The organism is Brevundimonas sp. Root1423 (genome assembly GCF_001426805.1).
This window is the reverse complement of sequence record NZ_LMFL01000034.1, coordinates 1-16216: the sequence shown is the minus strand read 5'-3', so window position 1 is coordinate 16216 and position 16216 is coordinate 1. Positions and strand designations below refer to the sequence as shown.

Below are 16216 nucleotides of genomic sequence, written 5' to 3'. Positions count from 1 at the left end.
GGTGAGGCGCCCAGTCTAACCTACATCCGCTCCGGCGTGTCGATGCCCAGCAGGCGAAGCGCCGTCTCCAGCTGGTCCAGCGCCGCCTTCGACAGCGCCAGCCGCGAACCCCGCGTCGCCTCCTCCGGCGCGATCAACACCGGGCAGGCGGCGTAGAATTTCGAGAACGACTGCGCCAGCCGGTAGGCGTGCTCGGCCATGACATGCGGCATCCGCTTGTCGTAGGCTTCGGCGACCGCCTGCGAGAAGGCGTCCAGAGTCAGGGCCAGATCGCGCTCGGCCGGTTCGGCGATGACGATGGGCCCCGGCGCCGCGCCCTGGTCCGCGCCCTTGCGCAGCAGGGATTTGATGCGCACGGCCTGGTACAGCAGATAGGGGCCGGTCTTGCCCTCGAAGCTCATGAAGCGGTCAAGGTCGAAGACGTAGCTCGTCGTCCGGCTGTTCGAGAGGTCGGCGAATTTCAGGGCGGCGACGGCCACCTTGTGGGCGATGGCCTCGAACTCGGCCTCGCTGAGGTCCTCGCCCAGATGCGCCTCGTGCAGCCGGTCGCGCGCCTTCTCCACCGCCATCGTGATCAGGTCGTGCAGCTTCAGAACGCCGCCCGCCCGGGTCTTGAAGGGCTTGCCGTCGGGGCCGTTCATGGTGCCGAAGCCGAGGTGGTCCAGCGATCCTTCGGCCGCGTAGCCTGCCAGATAGGCCGCGCGGAACACCTGTTCGAAATGCTCGGCCTGCCGCTCGTCGACGACGTACAGGATCAGGTCCGGGTCGATGGCCTTGCGGCGGTCCAGGATCGTGGCCAGGTCGGTCGTGCCGTACATGGCCGAGCCTTCCGAGCTGATGACCAGCAGCGGCGGCGGGCTGGGGGCCTCGATCACCGAGCCGTCGGCCAGCTTCTTCTTGCGGGTCTCGCCGGGGCGGGCGACGTGGACCACCCGGGCGCCGTCGTCCTCGACCAGCAGGCCAGTCTTCTCGAGGTGGGCGATCATCTCGGCCATGACCGGGTCGGCGTCGCTCTCGCCGTTCCACAGGTCGAAGGTCACGCCCAGGGCGCCGAACTCACGTTCCAGCGCGGTGCGGCTGACGGCGACGAAATGGGCCCATAGCGCGCGATAACCGGGGCGTCCGCCCTGCAGTTCGGCCGTCGCCTTGCGGGCGCGGTCGCGGAAGCCGGCGTCTTCCTTGGCCATGGCGGCGGCGGCGGGATAGAGCCGCTCCAGATCCTCAAGCGAGACCGGGCTTTCGGCCGGGAAGGGGCCATCGCCCTCGGCGAGGAAACCGTCGGCCTTGCCCTCATCGCCCACGGCGACGATCAGCAGCCCCATCTGGAATCCCCAGTCGCCGAAATGGGCGTCGCCCCAGACGGTGTCGCCGCGGAAGCGGAACAGCCGCTTCAGACTCTCGCCGATGATGGACGAGCGCAGGTGGCCGACGTGCATCGGCTTGGCCACGTTCGGGCCGGCGAAATCGATGACCACCTTGCGTGGCGCGGTGACCGTCGAGGCGCCGGAATGATCGGCGTCGGCGGCGACCTCGGCGGCCCGCGCCGACAGGGCGGCGTCGGCCAGCTTGAGATTGATAAAGCCCGGTCCCGCGACCTCGACCGAGGACAGGCGCGTATCGCCGGCCAGCCGTTCGGCGACCCGGGTCGCCAGTTCACGCGGATTGGCCTTCAGCGCCTTGGCGGCGGCGAGGGCTCCGTTGGACTGGAAGTCGGCCAGGTCCGGTCGGTCCGAGGTGGTCACGCGGGCCAGGGCGGCGTCCACGCCTTCGGCGGCGAAGGCGGCCCCGACCGCTTCGCCCAGGACGGTTCTGAGGTCGGTCATTTACTGGGCCGGCGGAGGGGTGGCCGCGGCCGTGCCCGCATTGACGCGGAACCGGCTGCCGGAGCGGTTGAACTCGGCCATCTGGGGCGTGACGTCGAAGCCGACCAGGATTTCGAAATTGTCCCCGCTGGTCGTGGCGTTGGCGCGCGGGATGACGATGGTCTGGTCCTGGGTGACGGTTGCGGTCTGGGCGTCGTCGAAGTCGACCGGCAGGTCGAAATATTCCTTGGCCAGAATGGCGCGGTTCCGCTCGGTCACCGCAATCCAGTAACGGTAGGTGCGGCCATCGCCCTGGGCCTGCGGTCCGCGGCCAAGGTTGAACAGCATGCGCATCTCGACCGTGATGGGGTCGTCATTCATGTAGCCGCAGTCGGACACAAGGCCCTCGATCTCGCCGGTGTAGCCGACGTTGGCGGCCGCGACCCGGTCGCCGGTCAGTTCGACGTAGCGGGCGGCGTCGTAGAGGATTTTCACATAGGGGCAGGGGCCGGCGGCGGACCGCTCGCGCAGGGGGGCGATGCGAGGCGGACGCGGCCTGTCCGACTGTTCGCCCGGTTGCTGCTGCTCCTGCCCGGGACGGCTGCTCTGGCCCGGACGGGTCTGCTGCGCACCGGCGACGGCCGGAACCAGCGCGGTCGAAAGCGCAGCGGCGGCGAGGGCCGAGGCCAGGGAAACCTTGAGGACGCGACGCATGCAGTGGTCTTCCAGAAACGAGGAGGTGCGGCGACAGCCCGACGCCCGGGCGGCACGCTCGCCGCTGATAGCGGCTAAACCGAGGCGCGGCAAACCCGCGCGCGCGGAAACACGGAGCCTGACGCAGGTGGCGGCGGGCCGCTCAAACGACTAGGTTCCGGCCATGACCGTTCACGCGCCCATCTACCCGGCCGACAAGCGCCCCTTGACCGTGCGTCTGGCGACGCCGCGCGGCTTCTGCGCCGGGGTCGACCGGGCCATACAGATCGTCGAGCGCGCCATCGGGAAATATGGCGCGCCGGTCTATGTGCGGCACGAGATCGTCCACAACCGCCACGTCGTCGAGCGGCTCAAGGCCATGGGCGCCGTCTTCGTCAAGGAACTCGACGACTGCCCCGACGACCGGCCGGTGGTCTTTTCGGCGCATGGCGTGCCCAAGTCGGTGCCGGCCACGGCGCGGGCGCGCGAGATGCTGTACCTCGACGCCACCTGCCCGCTGGTCTCCAAGGTCCATGTCGAGGCCGAACGCCATCACGCCGCCGGCCGCCACATCATTCTGATCGGCCATGCGGGCCACCCCGAGGTCGTCGGCACCATGGGCCAGCTGCCCCCGGACGCCATCAGCCTGGTCGAGACGGTGGCGGACGCGGAGGCCTTCCTGCGCCCCGGTGACGCGCCGCTCGCCTACGCCACCCAGACGACCCTGTCCGTCGACGACACCAGCGAGATCCTGTCGGTGCTCAAACGCCGCTTCCCCGAGCTGCCCGACCCGCACAAGGAAGACATCTGCTACGCCACCACCAACCGTCAGGAGGCGGTCAAGCGGCTGGGCGCGGGCTGCGATCTGGTGCTGGTTGTCGGGTCCGCCAACTCGTCCAACTCTGTGAGACTGGTCGAGGTGGCGATACGCGCCGGGGCCCGCGATGCGCGGCTGGTGGATGACGCTGGCCAGGTCGACTGGTCATGGCTTGAGGGCGTGTCGACCCTCGGCATCACCGCCGGCGCCTCCGCCCCGGAACGGCTGATCGAGGAGTTGATCGAGGCGGTCCGGTCCCGGTTCGACGCCACGGTGATCGAGGACGACGGCGAACGCGAAACCGTCGCCTTCAAGCTGCCGCGCCTGCTCACCGCCTGATCGCGGAGCCGCGTGCTCTTGCGCAAGCGGAGCCTTTGGCCTTGGCTGGCGTTAACCGCCGGACCCAACCGTGGAGCTTCCATGCGCCGTCTTCGCACCGCCTGCACGATCGTCTCGACCCTGGCTCTCATCGCCGCCTCGGGCTGCACACAGGAGGCTGAAGCCCCGCCCGTCGCCCCGGTTGAGCCGGTTCCCGCGCCCGCGGCCCCTATTGCCTCGCCGATCAGCTACGCCTGCGAAAGCGGCCAGTCGGTCACCGTCGGCTATCCGGACACCTCGACGGCCCAGCTGACCTACAAGGGCCAGACCTACGTCCTGCGCACCGTTCAGGCGGCGTCGGGCGCGCGCTTCACGGGCTCGGGCATGGAGTGGCAAACCGTGACCGCCGACGGTCAGGAGACCGCGACCCTCAGCCGCCTCGGCCCCAATCAGGACGTCGGGGTCGCCGTACTGGAGCGCTGCAGCCGCCCGTCGTCAGCGCCGGTCGCGCCCGGCCCGGCCCCCGCGCCAGGTCCGCTGCCCGGCGGGCCGCTGCCCCCCGCGGCCGTCCCCTGCAAAGGCCCGCAGCTTAAGCTGTCGGCGGACGGCGGAGACGCAGGCATGGGCCACCGGGTCACAATCATCGGCGTGCAGAACGTCGGCGCCCAGGCCTGCAGCCTGACCGGTTATCCGACCGTGACGCTGCAGGACGCCCGCGGCCGCAACCTGACGACTGTCCGTTCGGAGCAGAACCCCGGCAGCTATCTGCGTTCGGGCCAGTCGCCGGCGCCGGTGACCGTCCAGCCGCAGGCCAAGGCCTTCTTCGACGTCGCCTGGACGGTGGTGCCGAACGAAGCCAAGGGCGAAACGGCCTGTCCCACTGCGACCCGCATCCGGGCCGCCGCCCCGGGTGACACCTCGCCCGCCACCCTGGCCCAGACGTTCACCCCTTGCGGCGGCCGGATCCAGATCAGCCCGTTCCGCGCCGTCGCCGAACCGGCCCCGACGCCGGCAGCGTGACCCTCGCGTTCGGCGGGGGTTCAAACGGCGGGAAAAACGGCGTAGCGGAGCGCCCATGACAGCGACCTTCTACGACCGCGTGCGCGCGGAACTCGCCGACATCGACTCCCAGGGGCTGACCAAGCCCGAGCGGATCATCGCCTCCCGTCAGGGCCCGGTGATCAGGGTCGGCGGGCGCGACGTGCTCAACTTCTGCGCCAACAACTACCTCGGCCTCGCCGGAGACGAGCGCGTCGCCCAAGCGGGAATCAGGGCCCAGGAACAGTGGGGCGCGGGCACGGCCTCCGTCCGCTTCATCTGCGGCACCCTGAAGATCCACAAGGAGCTGGAGCGGTCGATCGCCGACTATCTGGGCTTCGAGGACACGATCCTGTTCGCCGCCGCCTTTGACGCCAACGGCGGGATTTTCGAGCCGCTATTCGGGGCCGAGGACGCCATCATCTCCGACAGCCTGAACCACGCCTCGATCATCGATGGCGTGCGGCTGTGCAAGGCGAAGCGCTATCGCTTCGCGACGTCCGACATGGACGACCTCGAGACCCAGCTGAAGCAGGCCCGGGCCGACGGCGCCAAGGAGATCATCATCGCCACCGACGGCGCCTTCTCGATGGACGGCTATATCGCAAAGCTGAAGGACATCCGGGCGCTGGCCGACAAATACTCGGCCCTGATCATGGTCGACGACTGCCACGCCACGGGTTTCCTCGGTCCGAAAGGCCGCGGCTCCTACGCCCACCACGGCGTCGAGGTCGATTTCGTCACCGGCACCTTCGGCAAGGCGCTGGGCGGGGCCATGGGCGGCTTCATCTGCGCGAAGGCCGAGGTCGTGAACCTGCTCAAGCAGCGCGCGAGGCCCTACCTCTTCTCCAACGCCCTGGCCCCGGCGATCTGCGGCTCCAGCATGGAAGCCATCCGCATCGCCGGCGGTGACGAGGGCGACGCCCTGCGCAAACAGCTGTTCGCCAACGCCGCCCGTTATCGCGCCGCCATGACCGAGGCGGGCTTCAACCTGCTGCCGGGCGAACACCCGATCATTCCGGTGATGCTGGGCGACGCCAAGCTGGCCCAGGACTTCGCCGCCCGGGCGCTCGAGCTGGGCGTCTATGTCATCGGCTTCAGCTTCCCGGTCGTGCCCCGGGGTCAGGCGCGCATCCGCACCCAGATGTCTGCGGCGCATACCTTCGAACAGATTGATCAGACGGTCGCTGCGTTCACGACGGCCGGACGCGAATTGGGAGTTATCTGATGGCGGACACCATGAAGGCCTTGGCCAAGACCCGGCCGGGCATCGGCCTTGAGCTGATCGACGCGCCGATCCCCGTTGCGGGCGACGAGGACGTGCTGATCCGCGTCAAGCGCACCGCCGTCTGCGGCACCGACATCCACATCTGGAATTGGGACGAGTGGTCCCAGAAGAATGTGCCGGTCCCCATGATCACCGGCCATGAGTTCTCGGGCGAGATCGTCGCCATCGGCAAGGACGTCGACCGCCGCCTGAAGATCGGCCAGCGCGTCTCGGCCGAGGGCCATGTCATCGACCTGAACTCGGAAGCCGCCCGGGCCGGCCACTTCCACCTCGATCCCGACACGCGCGGCATCGGCGTGAACCGTCAGGGGGCCTTCGCCGAGTTCGTGGTGGCTCCGGCATTCAACGTCATCGAGCTGCCCGATGACGTGCCCTATGAGATCGGCTCGATCCTCGATCCGTTCGGCAACGCCGTGCACACGGCGCAGCAGTTCGACCTGCTGGGCGAGGACGTGCTGGTCACCGGCGCGGGCCCCATCGGCATGATGGCCGCCGCGGTCGCCCGCCACGCCGGCGCGCGCACTGTGGTCCTGACCGACATCAACGACTTCCGCCTTGAGCTGGCGCAGAAGGTCGCCCCCGGCGTCCGCACCGTGAACACGACGAAAGAAGACCTGCGCGACGTCATGCACGAGCTGGGCCTGAAGGTCGGGTTCGACGTGGCGCTGGAGATGTCGGGATCGCCGATCGCTTTCAAACAGTGCGTCGACACCCTGATCATGGGCGGCGGCATGGCCATGCTGGGCATTCCTTCGAAGCCGATGGAAACCGACTGGGGCGCCATCATCCTCAAGGCCCTGACCATCAAGGGCGTCTACGGGCGCGAGATGTTCACGACCTGGCGCAAGATGCTGGGCCTGCTGAAGGCCGGTCTCGACCTGACGCCGTTGATCACCCACCAGATGAGCTACGAGCGCTTCGAGGAGGGCTTCGAGGCCATGCGCTCGGGCCAGTCCGGCAAGGTGGTTCTGAACTGGGACAAGGCGGCCTGAGGCCCAACCCATGTCCGCGATAACGGCCTTTCTGGAAGGCGAGGGTCCGGACGCACGCGGCCGGACCCTGTTTGACGTGCTTGCCATGGACAACGTCGCGCTGGAGCGAAACCACGACTTCATCCAGTGGCTGTTCCCGCTGCGGGAACCTTCGCGCGCCGTTCCGGAGGCGCCCGTGCTCGCCGACACAGAGGTCGAGGCGATCCGGGAGTCGGTCATGGCCCAGTGCGCCCTGGCCGCCGCGACCGACCGGATGGACGCCTTCTATCGCGCCACCCACGACTGGCTGATGCCCAACGACCACAACCACCTTCGGATCACGCGGATCATCCGGTCGTTGCGGCTGCTGGTCGGCGATGAGCAGGCCGACGCCTTCCGGGCCGCCATCATGGCCCGGGTCGAGGCGACGCGAGCGCCCGTGAGCGCCCGCAGTCGCGGATACTGGGCGACGGCCTGAACCGTCAGGCGGCGGTCGGCTCGCCCTTCTTCATCGTCGCCATGAAGACGATGATGACGAACAGCAGCATCGACGTAACCAGCATGATCTCGGACGCGATCATGCCGGGCAGGAAGAATGGCCTGCCGAGCAGCATCAGGGCCAGCGACGGCATCAGGATCAGGAAACCCAGCACCGACAGAAGGAAATGCGCCTTGGGCAGCCAGCCCCGTTCCGCTGTCGGGAACGACCGGTAGAACAGGCCGAACAGCATCATCGACGCAAAACCGAGCAGGTTGATGTGCGCATGCACGGGCCCGAGAACGAAATTCTCGTTCGCGCCCATCCAGACGCCCAGCGTCATTCCGACCAGAGCTGACAGCACGCCGAGACGCAGGAAATTATTCGAAACCGACATTGGTTGGATCCCTCCGACAAAGGGCGATTTTCACAAACCGCCGTTTCCCCGAATCCTGAATACAACGTCGTCAGCCCAATGTCTTGATCAACGCCTTCTCGAACCCGGCCGTGTCGGGACCGGGCAGGGCCAGCAGCTCGCCGTTCTCGAACAGTTCGAACACCTTCGGATGGACGTATGACGACCGGCACACCGTCGGCGTATTGCCCAGGAGGCCGGCGACGGCTTTCACGCAGACAGTGATCTGACGCTTCGCCGCCGTCGGTGAGGCGGGCGGTTCCATGTCGCGCAAGGCCCGGGCCGCCGAGACGGTCCCCGCCCATGTGCGGAAATCCTTTGCCGAGAACTGGTCGCCCATGGCCTCCCGGATGTAGCTGTTCACATCGTCCGAGGTCAGAACGCACAGCTGCCCCTCGGCGTCCCGGTATTTGAACAGCTGCTGGCCCGGCAGTTCGCGAAGGGATCGGACCACGGTGGCTAGGCGTCGGTCCCGCACCTTCACCTCATGCTCGACCCCGCTCTTGCCCTTGAAGGCGAAGGTCAGGGCTGTTCCGTCGACATCAAGGTGCCGCTTGTTCAGCGTCGTCAGGCCGTAGGAGCGGTTCTGTTTCGCATACTGGGCATTGCCGACCCGGATCAGGGTGATTTCCAGCAGCCGGACCGCCGTAGCCAGAACCTTGTCCCGGGATACGCCCCGCTTGTTCAGATCGGCCTCAACGCGGGCCCGCAGCTTCGGCAACGCCCGGGCGAAGGCCGGCAGGCGTTCGAACTTGGTCTCCGAGGCGTGACTGCTCCAGCCCTCGTGATAGCGGTACTGCTTGCGGCCTTTCGCATCCCGGCCCGTGGCCTGGATGTGGCCCGAGGCGCGGGGACATATCCACACGTCGGTCCAAGCCGGAGGGATGGCGAGCGATCGCAGACGCGCCAGCACCGCCTCGTCCCGGATCAGGCTGCCCTTCGCATCGTGATAGCTGAAGCCCTTGCCCGAAGCGGTGCGCCGGATGCCGGGATGCTCGTCGCTGCAATAGGTCAGGCCGCGCGGGACATCGGCGGGGTCGGCGACGGTCATATTCCGACCCCGGCATCGCCGCGGCGGTGCTGTTCGCGAAGATCGAGACCCTTGCGTACGGGCCCGGCCACCGCCCGGGGGAGGGTGCGTCGGCGGTCGGACGGGACGGGATGATCGATCACTTCGCACTCCAGGTCGCGTCGCCGAACGACGGACCGGGGCGGACGGTTCCCGTCGGCCCTTGACCGCGAGGGCCGGGCGGACGACGGAAGCCCTCATGAACTATCGCCACAGCTTTCACGCCGGAAATTTCGCCGATCTGGTCAAGCACGCCCTGCTGCTGTGGCTGCTGGATCGCAGGGGAGCCGACGGCCCGCTGACGGTCATCGACACCCATGCCGGCGCGGGCCTCTATGATCTGACCGGTGACGCCGTGCGGTCGAAGGAGGCAGAGGCGGGTGTCGCACGGCTGATGGCGGCCGAGGGTCGGCCTCCGCTGATCGAGGCGCTGGCCGCCGCCGTGGCGCGGTTGAACCCGCAAGGCGGCGCAGACCTCTATCCCGGCTCCCCCCTGCTGGTGGCGCAGACGCTGCGGGACGACGACCGCTATGTCGGCTTCGAGCTCAACCCGCCGGTGCTGGATATGCTGACCGAGGCTCTGGCGCCCTATCCCGAGGCCGCGGCGGAAGGCGGGGACGGCTATGATCAGGCGCGGACATGGGCCGCCGAGGCGACGGGGCCGCTGGTGCTGATCGACCCGCCGTTCGAAAAGCCCGACGACTATCTGCGCGCCGCCGATACGGGCGCGGCGATCGTCCGCGCCGACGCCCGTGCCACTGTGGCGATCTGGACTCCCCTGAAGGATCTGGAGACCTTCGACGGTTTCCTGCGCCGGCTCGACCAGGCCGGGGCCCAGCGTGTGCTCGTGGCCGAGGCGAGGTTGCGGCCGCTGACCGACCCCATGCGGATGAATGGCTGCGCGGTGGTGATCCTGAACCCGCCGACCGGGGCCGAGGCCGCGGCGCGTGAGGTCTGCGGCTGGGTTGCTGAGACGCTCGGCGAGGCCGGAGCCAAGGCCGACGTCTGGTTCACCAACGCCTAGTCGAAGACTTCGCAGGCCTCGTACAGGTGCGGCTCAAAGGTCGCGATGGCCATGATGGGTTCCATCGCGGCGTTGACCGCCGGCAGCCGGGTCATCGCCTTCCAGTCCTCGCGCGTTCGCCAGACTGCATGGACGGCCGCGACCTTGCCGTTCAGTCCGCGGTGCAGGGTGGCGGATACGAAGCCGTCGGCTTCCCGCTGGGCCCGCACCATGACAGTCAGCAAGTCCATCAGCGCGTCCAGCTTCGCCGGGTCGCAGCGGTAGACGTTGATCAGAACCACGGGATCTGTGTCGGACATGGCGGGCGTCTAGCGGATCGCGAGACGAGAGTCTCGCTTTCACAGTGCGCGCAAAGGCTGAAACGTCGTTCGCTAAACCTTGCTCAACACATGCTGTGCGACGAAAGATTACACAGTCGGAATCTCCATGTTGCTTATCCGTGTCGTCGTCGCGCTTCTGGCCGCCGCTGCCGTTTCCGGGGGCGCCCCGGCCGTCAGGAGCCAGCCGGTTCCAGCCAGCACGTCTGAGGTTCCGGATGACGCCCTGAGGCTCGCCAACTTCGTTGAGGCCCGCGCGGGTTCAACCGATTTCGCGGCCCTCGACCGGTTCGGCGTGGCGGCGATGCGTCAGAACGACCGGGAAGGTCTGAACCGGCTCTATCACGTGACCTGGACGATCCTGAACCAGGGGGATTTCGACAAGGCGGCCCTGTGGAACCGGCGGCTGGCCGAGGCTGCGCAGCGGCAAGGAGACGAGCGGTACAAGGATATCGCCCGGCTGAACGCCCTGACGATCCGCTATGACCAGGGCGAGACCGCGGTGGTCGCCGAGATGCGCCGGACGGCGGAAACCGGCGAGGACTGGTTCGTGCGGGCCCATGCCGCCCGGCTTACGGCTCTGGCGCTCATCGATGAGGGCAAGGTCGGCGAGGGGCTGGAGCTCCTGGCACAGGCCCAGACCAGTATCCCCGCGAAGGACCCTTTCGCCGCCACCGCCCATGCCGGGATCTGGGAAGTGACGGGCATGGGGTTGAAGCAGCTCAATGACGTCACCGGCGCGGCGGACGCGTTCCGGAAGTTCGAGATCGACTACTCCAACCCGGCCTATCCGCGTCCGGATTTCGACAGCCTGTACAATCTGGCCATGATGGCGGTGAAGGTCGGCGACGGCGACCGCGCGGCCCGGTTTTACGAGGCCCACCATCGGTTGGCCCGGCGGGCGGGACTGACGACGCTGTCGGTCTATGACGCCAGCCTGTGCGCCACGGTCGCCAACGCCCGCAACGAGCCCCGCGCCGTGCTGGCCTGTCTGGAGCCGTACGGAGAATCGCTGGGCGAGGCCGCCTTCGTGGCGGCGGAGGCGCTGCCGCTGCGGGCGATCGCCCGGGCCCGCACCGGCCAGATAGCGGGAGCCCGGCGGGACGTCGACGCGCTGCGTCGACTGGAAACCGAGAGCGGCATCCAGTCCGAGGTCGACCACGTCGAGGCCGAGGTCCTGTTCGCTGAAGGTCGGCACGAGGCCGCGTTCCGGACCCTCAGGGCGCATATGCTCGAGAGCGAAATCTCGGCGGCGCGCAGCTACAGCGCCGGCATCCATCAGGTCACCGGCAATATGCAGGGCCAGCTGGACGACCGCCGGACACAGCTGGAGACGGCGCGGTCGAATACCGGCCTGCAGCGCGCGATCATCGGCATCGGGGTGATCTTCCTGCTGTTCGCCGGCGCCACGCTGGTCTGGCAGGCGCGACAGAAGCGGCAGCTGCGTCTGGCCCAGCAGCGGGCCGAGGAGGCGAACCGCGCCAAGAGCGAGTTCCTCGCCAATATGAGCCACGAGATCCGCACGCCCCTGAACGGGGTGGTGTCGATGGCCGACACCCTGGCGCGGCGCGACCTGAAGCCGGAAGAGCACGAGATGGTCGCGCTGATCCGCTCGTCCGGGGCGACGCTGGAACGGCTGCTGTCCGACATCCTCGACAGCGCCAAAATCGAGTCGGGTCAGCTGACGTTCGAACCGGCGCCGTTCGATCTGGAGCAGTCGGTCAGGGACGTCGCCGCCCTGTGGCGGGTCAAGGCCGAGGACCAGGGCGTGGCCATGGTGGTCGAGTTCGACGAGGCCCTGTCCGGGCTGGTCGAGGGCGACATGGTGCGTCTCCGGCAGGTGCTGACCAATCTGGTCAGCAATGCGCTGAAGTTCACGTCCTCGGGCTCGGTTCGCCTGTCCGTGATGTCGACCCTGGACGGCCGCGCCGTGTTCCGGGTCACCGATACGGGCGTGGGCTTCGACCCCGACCAGAAGGGCCGCATCTTCCGCCGCTTCCAGCAGGCTGACGGGTCGATCACCCGCCGCTACGGCGGAACGGGTCTGGGGCTGACGATCTCGAACGCCCTGGTCGAGCTGATGGGCGGGGCGGCGCTGGATTGCGACAGCGCCCCCGGCAAGGGTTCGACTTTCTGGTTCGAGATTCCGATGCCCAAGGCCGCCGAGGTTGTGGGAGAGACGGAAGTCGCGGCGGGGGTCGATGTCGCCGCGACGCCCTTGCGCATCCTGCTGGCCGACGACCACCCGGCCAACCGCAAGGTCGTGGAGATCATGCTGGCGGCCACGGAGATGGAACTGGTCACGGTCGAGGACGGCCAACAGGCTGTGGAGGCCTTCAAGGGCGGCGGGTTCGACCTCGTCCTGATGGACATGCAGATGCCGGTCATGGACGGGCTGACCGCGACCCGCGAGATCCGCGCCCTGGAGGCGGCGAGCGGTCTGAAGCGGACGCCGGTGGTGATGCTGACCGCCAACGCCATGGCCGAACATGTGGCGTCGGGCCGGGAGGCGGGGGCGGATGCTCACCTGACCAAGCCGGTCACCCTGGTCAGCCTGTTCGACGCCATCGCAAACGCCATGGAAGCGCCTGAGCGCGAGGCGGCCTGACCTTTACGGCCACTTCACCACGGGCGGCATCGAACTGAGGATCGACTCGACATTGCCGCCGGTCTTCAGGCCAAACATGGTGCCCCGGTCGTAGAGCAGGTTGAACTCGACGTAGCGGCCGCGGCGGACCAGTTGTTCCTCGCGCTCTTCCGCCGTCCAGGGTTCCGACATCCGGCCGGCGACGATGGCCGAATAGGCGTCGAGGAAGCGAGTCCCCACATCGCGGGTGAAGGCGAAGTCCCGGGCGTAATTACCGCTGTCGTGATGGTCGTAGAAGATGCCGCCGGTGCCTCGCGGCTCGTTGCGATGCGGCAGCCAGAAATATTCGTCGCACCATTGTTTGAAGCGCGCGTGCCAAGCGGGATCGTGCGCGTCGCACGCCGCCTTCATGGCGGCGTGGAAGGCGAGGGTGTCTGGCGCGTCCGGGCGGCGGTCGACGTCGAGCACCGGCGTCAGGTCGCCGCCGCCCCCGAACCAGCTCTGCGTCGTGGCGATGAAGCGGGTGTTCATATGCACCGCCGGGACCCGCGGGCTGACCGGATGCGCGATCAGGCTGATGCCGGTGGCGAAGAAGCGCGGATCCTCGGCCGCGCCGGGCACCGTCTTCGCATAGTCGGCGGGGAAGGTCCCGTGGACGGTCGAGACATGGACCCCGACCTTTTCGAACAGCCGGCCGTGCATCATGCCCATGACGCCGCCCCCGCCCTCGGGCCGGTCCCACGGCGTGCGGACGAAGCGACCGGGTTCGCCGGGGAAGAGGTCGGCGGGCGCCGCATCCTCCAGCGCCTCGAAGCCGGCGTGGATGCGGTCGCGCAGGGTTTCGAACCAGGCGCGGGTCTCGGCCTTGCGTTGATCCAGCGAGGAGGCGTCGTCGGTCATAAGGGTCCTGTAGTCGGTCCGGGTTCAGGGGAGAAGTGCGGCGGATGCGCCTTGCCAACCCCGTCGCGTCTGGCACTGTCCCGCGTCGCTGTTTCGGGGAGCCCGCCATGATCCGCACAATCCTTCTGGCCACTGTCGCCGCTGCCCTGATCGCCGGACCGGCGCTGGCCCAGAGCCCTGCTGCGGCGGGGGACGCAAGGGCGCGGCGGATACTGGAGCGGACGCCGCTGATCGACGGTCACAATGACCTGCCTTGGGCGTTGCGTCAGAGCCACGGCAATGATCCGCATGCGGTGGACCTGGCCGCCAATCTCGACGCCTCCACTGATCTGCACACCGACATTCCGCGCCTTCGGGCCGGCGGCGTCGGCGGTCAGTTCTGGTCGGTCTATGTGCCGGCGACCATGACTCCGCCCGATGCGGCCGTGGCCACCTTCGAACAGATCGACACGGTCAAGCGGATCGTGGCGGCGCACCCGGACACGTTCGAACTGGCGACGACCGCCGCCGACATCGAGCGCATCCATCGTCGCGGGAAGATCGCCTCGCTGATCGGCATGGAGGGCGGCTATTCGATCGACGATTCCCTCGGCCTGCTGCGCGAATTCTTCGACGCCGGCGCCCGGTATATCACCCTGACCCATTCGCGGACGACCACCTGGGCCGACAGCGCCACCGACGCGCCCAAATGGGGCGGACTGTCGCCGTTCGGCGAGCAGGTCGTGCGGGAGATGAACCGGCTGGGGATGATGGTCGATCTGAGCCACGTCTCCGAAGAGACGATGCTGGACGCCATGCGCGTGTCGGACGCGCCGGTGATCTTCTCCCACTCCTCCGCCCGGGCCGTGACCGCCCATCCGCGCAACGTGCCCGACAGCGTACTGCGTCTGATGCCGGAGGACGGCGGGGTGGTGATGGTCACCTTCGTGCCGGGCTTCGTTTCCGAGACGGTGCGGACGTGGAACAGCGCCCGCTCGGCCGAGGACGCGCGGCTGAAGTCGCTGAACCCCGGCAACCCGAAAGCCGTGACCGACGGACTGACGGCCTGGACGGTTGCGCATCCGATACCAGTGGCGACGATCGCCGACGTGGTCGCCCACATCCAGCATGTGCGCGACGTCGCCGGGATCGACCACGTCGGTCTGGGCGGCGACTTCGACGGGGTGGACGCCCTGCCGGTCGGGCTGGAGGGCGTCGACGGCTATCCCCGCCTGCTCGCGGCGTTGATGGCCAACGGCTGGAGCGAAGCGGACATCCGCAAGCTGGCCGGCGAGAACGTGCTGCGGGTCATGCGCGCGGTGGAGGCGGTGGCGGAGAGCAAAAAGGGCGAGCGGCCGAATCTGGCTGTGATCGCCGCCGGGGGCGCGCCGGAGTAGATCAACTGGTCTGCCGTAGACCTTCCCACAACGCGATCCCGGCCGAAACCGACAGGTTCAGCGAGCGCGCCTCCGGCTGGATGGGGATAACCACGCGGGCTTCGGCGGCGTCATGCACGAAGTCCGGAGCGCCGCTGGGCTCGCTGCCGAACAGCAGGATGTCGTCCGGCCGGAAGACAAAATCGTTCAGGGGCGTCGCCCCCTTGGTCGTGAACAGGATCAGCCGACCGGGCCCACGGTCGCGCTGAAACGCGTCCCAACCGGCGTGGCGCGTCATATGCCCCAGAGGACCGTAGTCCAGCGCCGCGCGCTTCATCGCGCGGTCGTCGAAACGGAAACCCGTGGGCTCGATGACGTGCAGTTCCACGCCGAAACACGCGCTGAGGCGGATGCACGCGCCCACGTTCTGCGGAATGGCTGGTTGAAAAAGGGCGAGACGCATTCTAAGGCCCTCATACGCGCGGCCCGGGGGTCTGTCGCGGCTCTAATTGCGACTGTTTCTCAAGGGACGGCGCACTTTGCGGCGATGAGCCGCAACGCAGGGCCGGGTCAGACCGACGGGAAGCCGCTAAAGCATCCATGCCGATCCTCCGCACCCCGTTCCGGGCGCGGACTGCGGCGCACGAGGAGTAAGACGTGGCCGAATCGGTCGTGACTGAGAACGGTACAGGCGGCGACGCCTCCCGCCGGGACTTCATCCACATCGCGGCCGGTGCGGCCGCCGTCGGCGCCGGGGCCATGCTGGCCTGGCCGCTGATCAATTCGATGAAGGCCAGCAGGTCGTGATCAAATGGCAGGGCAAGCCCGTCTTCGTCCGCTACCGCACGCCCAAGGAAATCCAGGAAGCCGTCTCGGCGCCGCTGTCGGCGCTGAAGGATCCGCAGACAGACGCCGACCGCGTCAAGGCCGGGCACAGCCAGTACTTGGTGCTGCTGGGCAACTGCACCCACCTGGGCTGCATCCCCACCTTCGGAGCCGGAGATTTCGGCGGCTGGTTCTGCCCCTGCCACGGCTCGCACTACGACACCTCGGGCCGCATCCGTAAGGGTCCGGCGCCCGCGAACCTCGTCGTGCCGGAGTACGATTTCGTCTCCGACTCCCGCATCAAGATCGGCTGAGGGCG

General features: G+C 68.2%; 15 protein-coding genes and 1 pseudogene. 9 read left to right on the top strand and 7 right to left on the bottom strand.

Going from position 1 to position 16216, the window contains the following annotated elements; all coding sequences use genetic code 11:
- Positions 1-20: 20 nt before the first annotated feature.
- A complete protein-coding gene (gene argS, locus ASD25_RS18515; protein WP_056619372.1) occupies positions 21-1823 on the bottom strand; it encodes an arginine--tRNA ligase in 1803 nt (600 codons plus the stop codon).
- On the bottom strand, positions 1824-2516 hold the full coding sequence (locus ASD25_RS18510) for a hypothetical protein (RefSeq protein WP_056619369.1): 693 nt from the start codon (positions 2514-2516) through the stop codon (positions 1824-1826).
- A gap of 163 nt (positions 2517-2679) precedes the next feature.
- Between ASD25_RS18510 and ispH the strand changes: the two genes are divergently transcribed.
- The 5 genes from ispH to ASD25_RS18485 all read left to right on the top strand — a co-directional run bounded on the left by ispH (position 2680) and on the right by ASD25_RS18485 (position 7405).
- Complete coding sequence (gene ispH, locus ASD25_RS18505; RefSeq protein WP_056619367.1) at positions 2680-3651, top strand: 4-hydroxy-3-methylbut-2-enyl diphosphate reductase; 972 nt, start codon at positions 2680-2682, stop codon at positions 3649-3651.
- 81 nt (positions 3652-3732) lie between these two features.
- A complete protein-coding gene (locus ASD25_RS18500) occupies positions 3733-4650 on the top strand; it encodes a DUF4232 domain-containing protein (RefSeq protein ID WP_056619364.1) in 918 nt (305 codons plus the stop codon).
- Between the two features lie 55 nt (positions 4651-4705).
- Entirely contained in the window at positions 4706-5896 is a 1191-nt protein-coding gene (locus ASD25_RS18495; protein WP_056619360.1) for a glycine C-acetyltransferase, read from the top strand.
- Positions 5897-5907: 11 nt separating this feature from the next.
- Positions 5908-6948, top strand: coding sequence for an L-threonine 3-dehydrogenase (gene tdh, locus ASD25_RS18490; protein WP_200943676.1), 1041 nt, complete (start codon positions 5908-5910; stop codon positions 6946-6948).
- 10 nt (positions 6949-6958) lie between these two features.
- Entirely contained in the window at positions 6959-7405 is a 447-nt protein-coding gene (locus ASD25_RS18485) for an opioid growth factor receptor-related protein (protein WP_056619357.1), read from the top strand.
- Positions 7406-7409: 4 nt separating this feature from the next.
- Here the strand turns inward: ASD25_RS18485 and ASD25_RS18480 are convergent, their stop codons facing one another.
- Together ASD25_RS18480 and ASD25_RS18475 are read right to left on the bottom strand one after the other, a co-directional pair.
- Positions 7410-7802, bottom strand: a complete 393-nt coding sequence (locus ASD25_RS18480) for a hypothetical protein (protein WP_056619354.1) — start codon at positions 7800-7802, stop codon at positions 7410-7412.
- Between the two features lie 70 nt (positions 7803-7872).
- Positions 7873-8871: a DNA topoisomerase IB gene (locus ASD25_RS18475; protein ID WP_056619350.1), complete on the bottom strand. Its 999-nt coding sequence runs from the start codon at positions 8869-8871 to the stop codon at positions 7873-7875.
- 217 nt (positions 8872-9088) lie between these two features.
- Between ASD25_RS18475 and rlmJ the strand changes: the two genes are divergently transcribed.
- Positions 9089-9913 carry a 23S rRNA (adenine(2030)-N(6))-methyltransferase RlmJ gene (gene rlmJ, locus ASD25_RS18470; protein ID WP_056619347.1) on the top strand — a complete coding sequence of 275 codons (825 nt, stop codon included), beginning with the start codon at positions 9089-9091 and terminating at the stop codon, positions 9911-9913.
- Here rlmJ and ASD25_RS18465 read toward each other — a convergent pair.
- Positions 9910-10212, bottom strand: coding sequence for an antibiotic biosynthesis monooxygenase (locus ASD25_RS18465; protein WP_056619344.1), 303 nt, complete (start codon positions 10210-10212; stop codon positions 9910-9912). The genes rlmJ and ASD25_RS18465 overlap by 4 nt on opposite strands.
- Positions 10213-10339: 127 nt before the next feature.
- Between ASD25_RS18465 and ASD25_RS18460 the strand changes: the two genes are divergently transcribed.
- A complete protein-coding gene (locus ASD25_RS18460) occupies positions 10340-12838 on the top strand; it encodes an ATP-binding protein (protein WP_082572509.1) in 2499 nt (832 codons plus the stop codon).
- 3 nt (positions 12839-12841) lie between these two features.
- Here the strand turns inward: ASD25_RS18460 and hemF are convergent, their stop codons facing one another.
- On the bottom strand, positions 12842-13717 hold the full coding sequence (hemF, locus tag ASD25_RS18455; protein WP_056619341.1) for an oxygen-dependent coproporphyrinogen oxidase: 876 nt from the start codon (positions 13715-13717) through the stop codon (positions 12842-12844).
- Between the two features lie 107 nt (positions 13718-13824).
- On the opposite strand from hemF, the gene ASD25_RS18450 reads away from it, so the two are divergent.
- Complete coding sequence (locus ASD25_RS18450; RefSeq protein ID WP_056619338.1) at positions 13825-15093, top strand: dipeptidase; 1269 nt, start codon at positions 13825-13827, stop codon at positions 15091-15093.
- A gap of 1 nt (position 15094) precedes the next feature.
- Here the strand turns inward: ASD25_RS18450 and ASD25_RS18445 are convergent, their stop codons facing one another.
- On the bottom strand, positions 15095-15535 hold the full coding sequence (locus ASD25_RS18445) for a tRNA (cytidine(34)-2'-O)-methyltransferase (RefSeq protein ID WP_056619335.1): 441 nt from the start codon (positions 15533-15535) through the stop codon (positions 15095-15097).
- 194 nt (positions 15536-15729) lie between these two features.
- Here ASD25_RS18445 and petA point away from each other — a divergent pair.
- Positions 15730-16211 (top strand): annotated as a pseudogene (gene petA, locus ASD25_RS18440) (ubiquinol-cytochrome c reductase iron-sulfur subunit).
- Positions 16212-16216 lie beyond the last annotated feature (5 nt).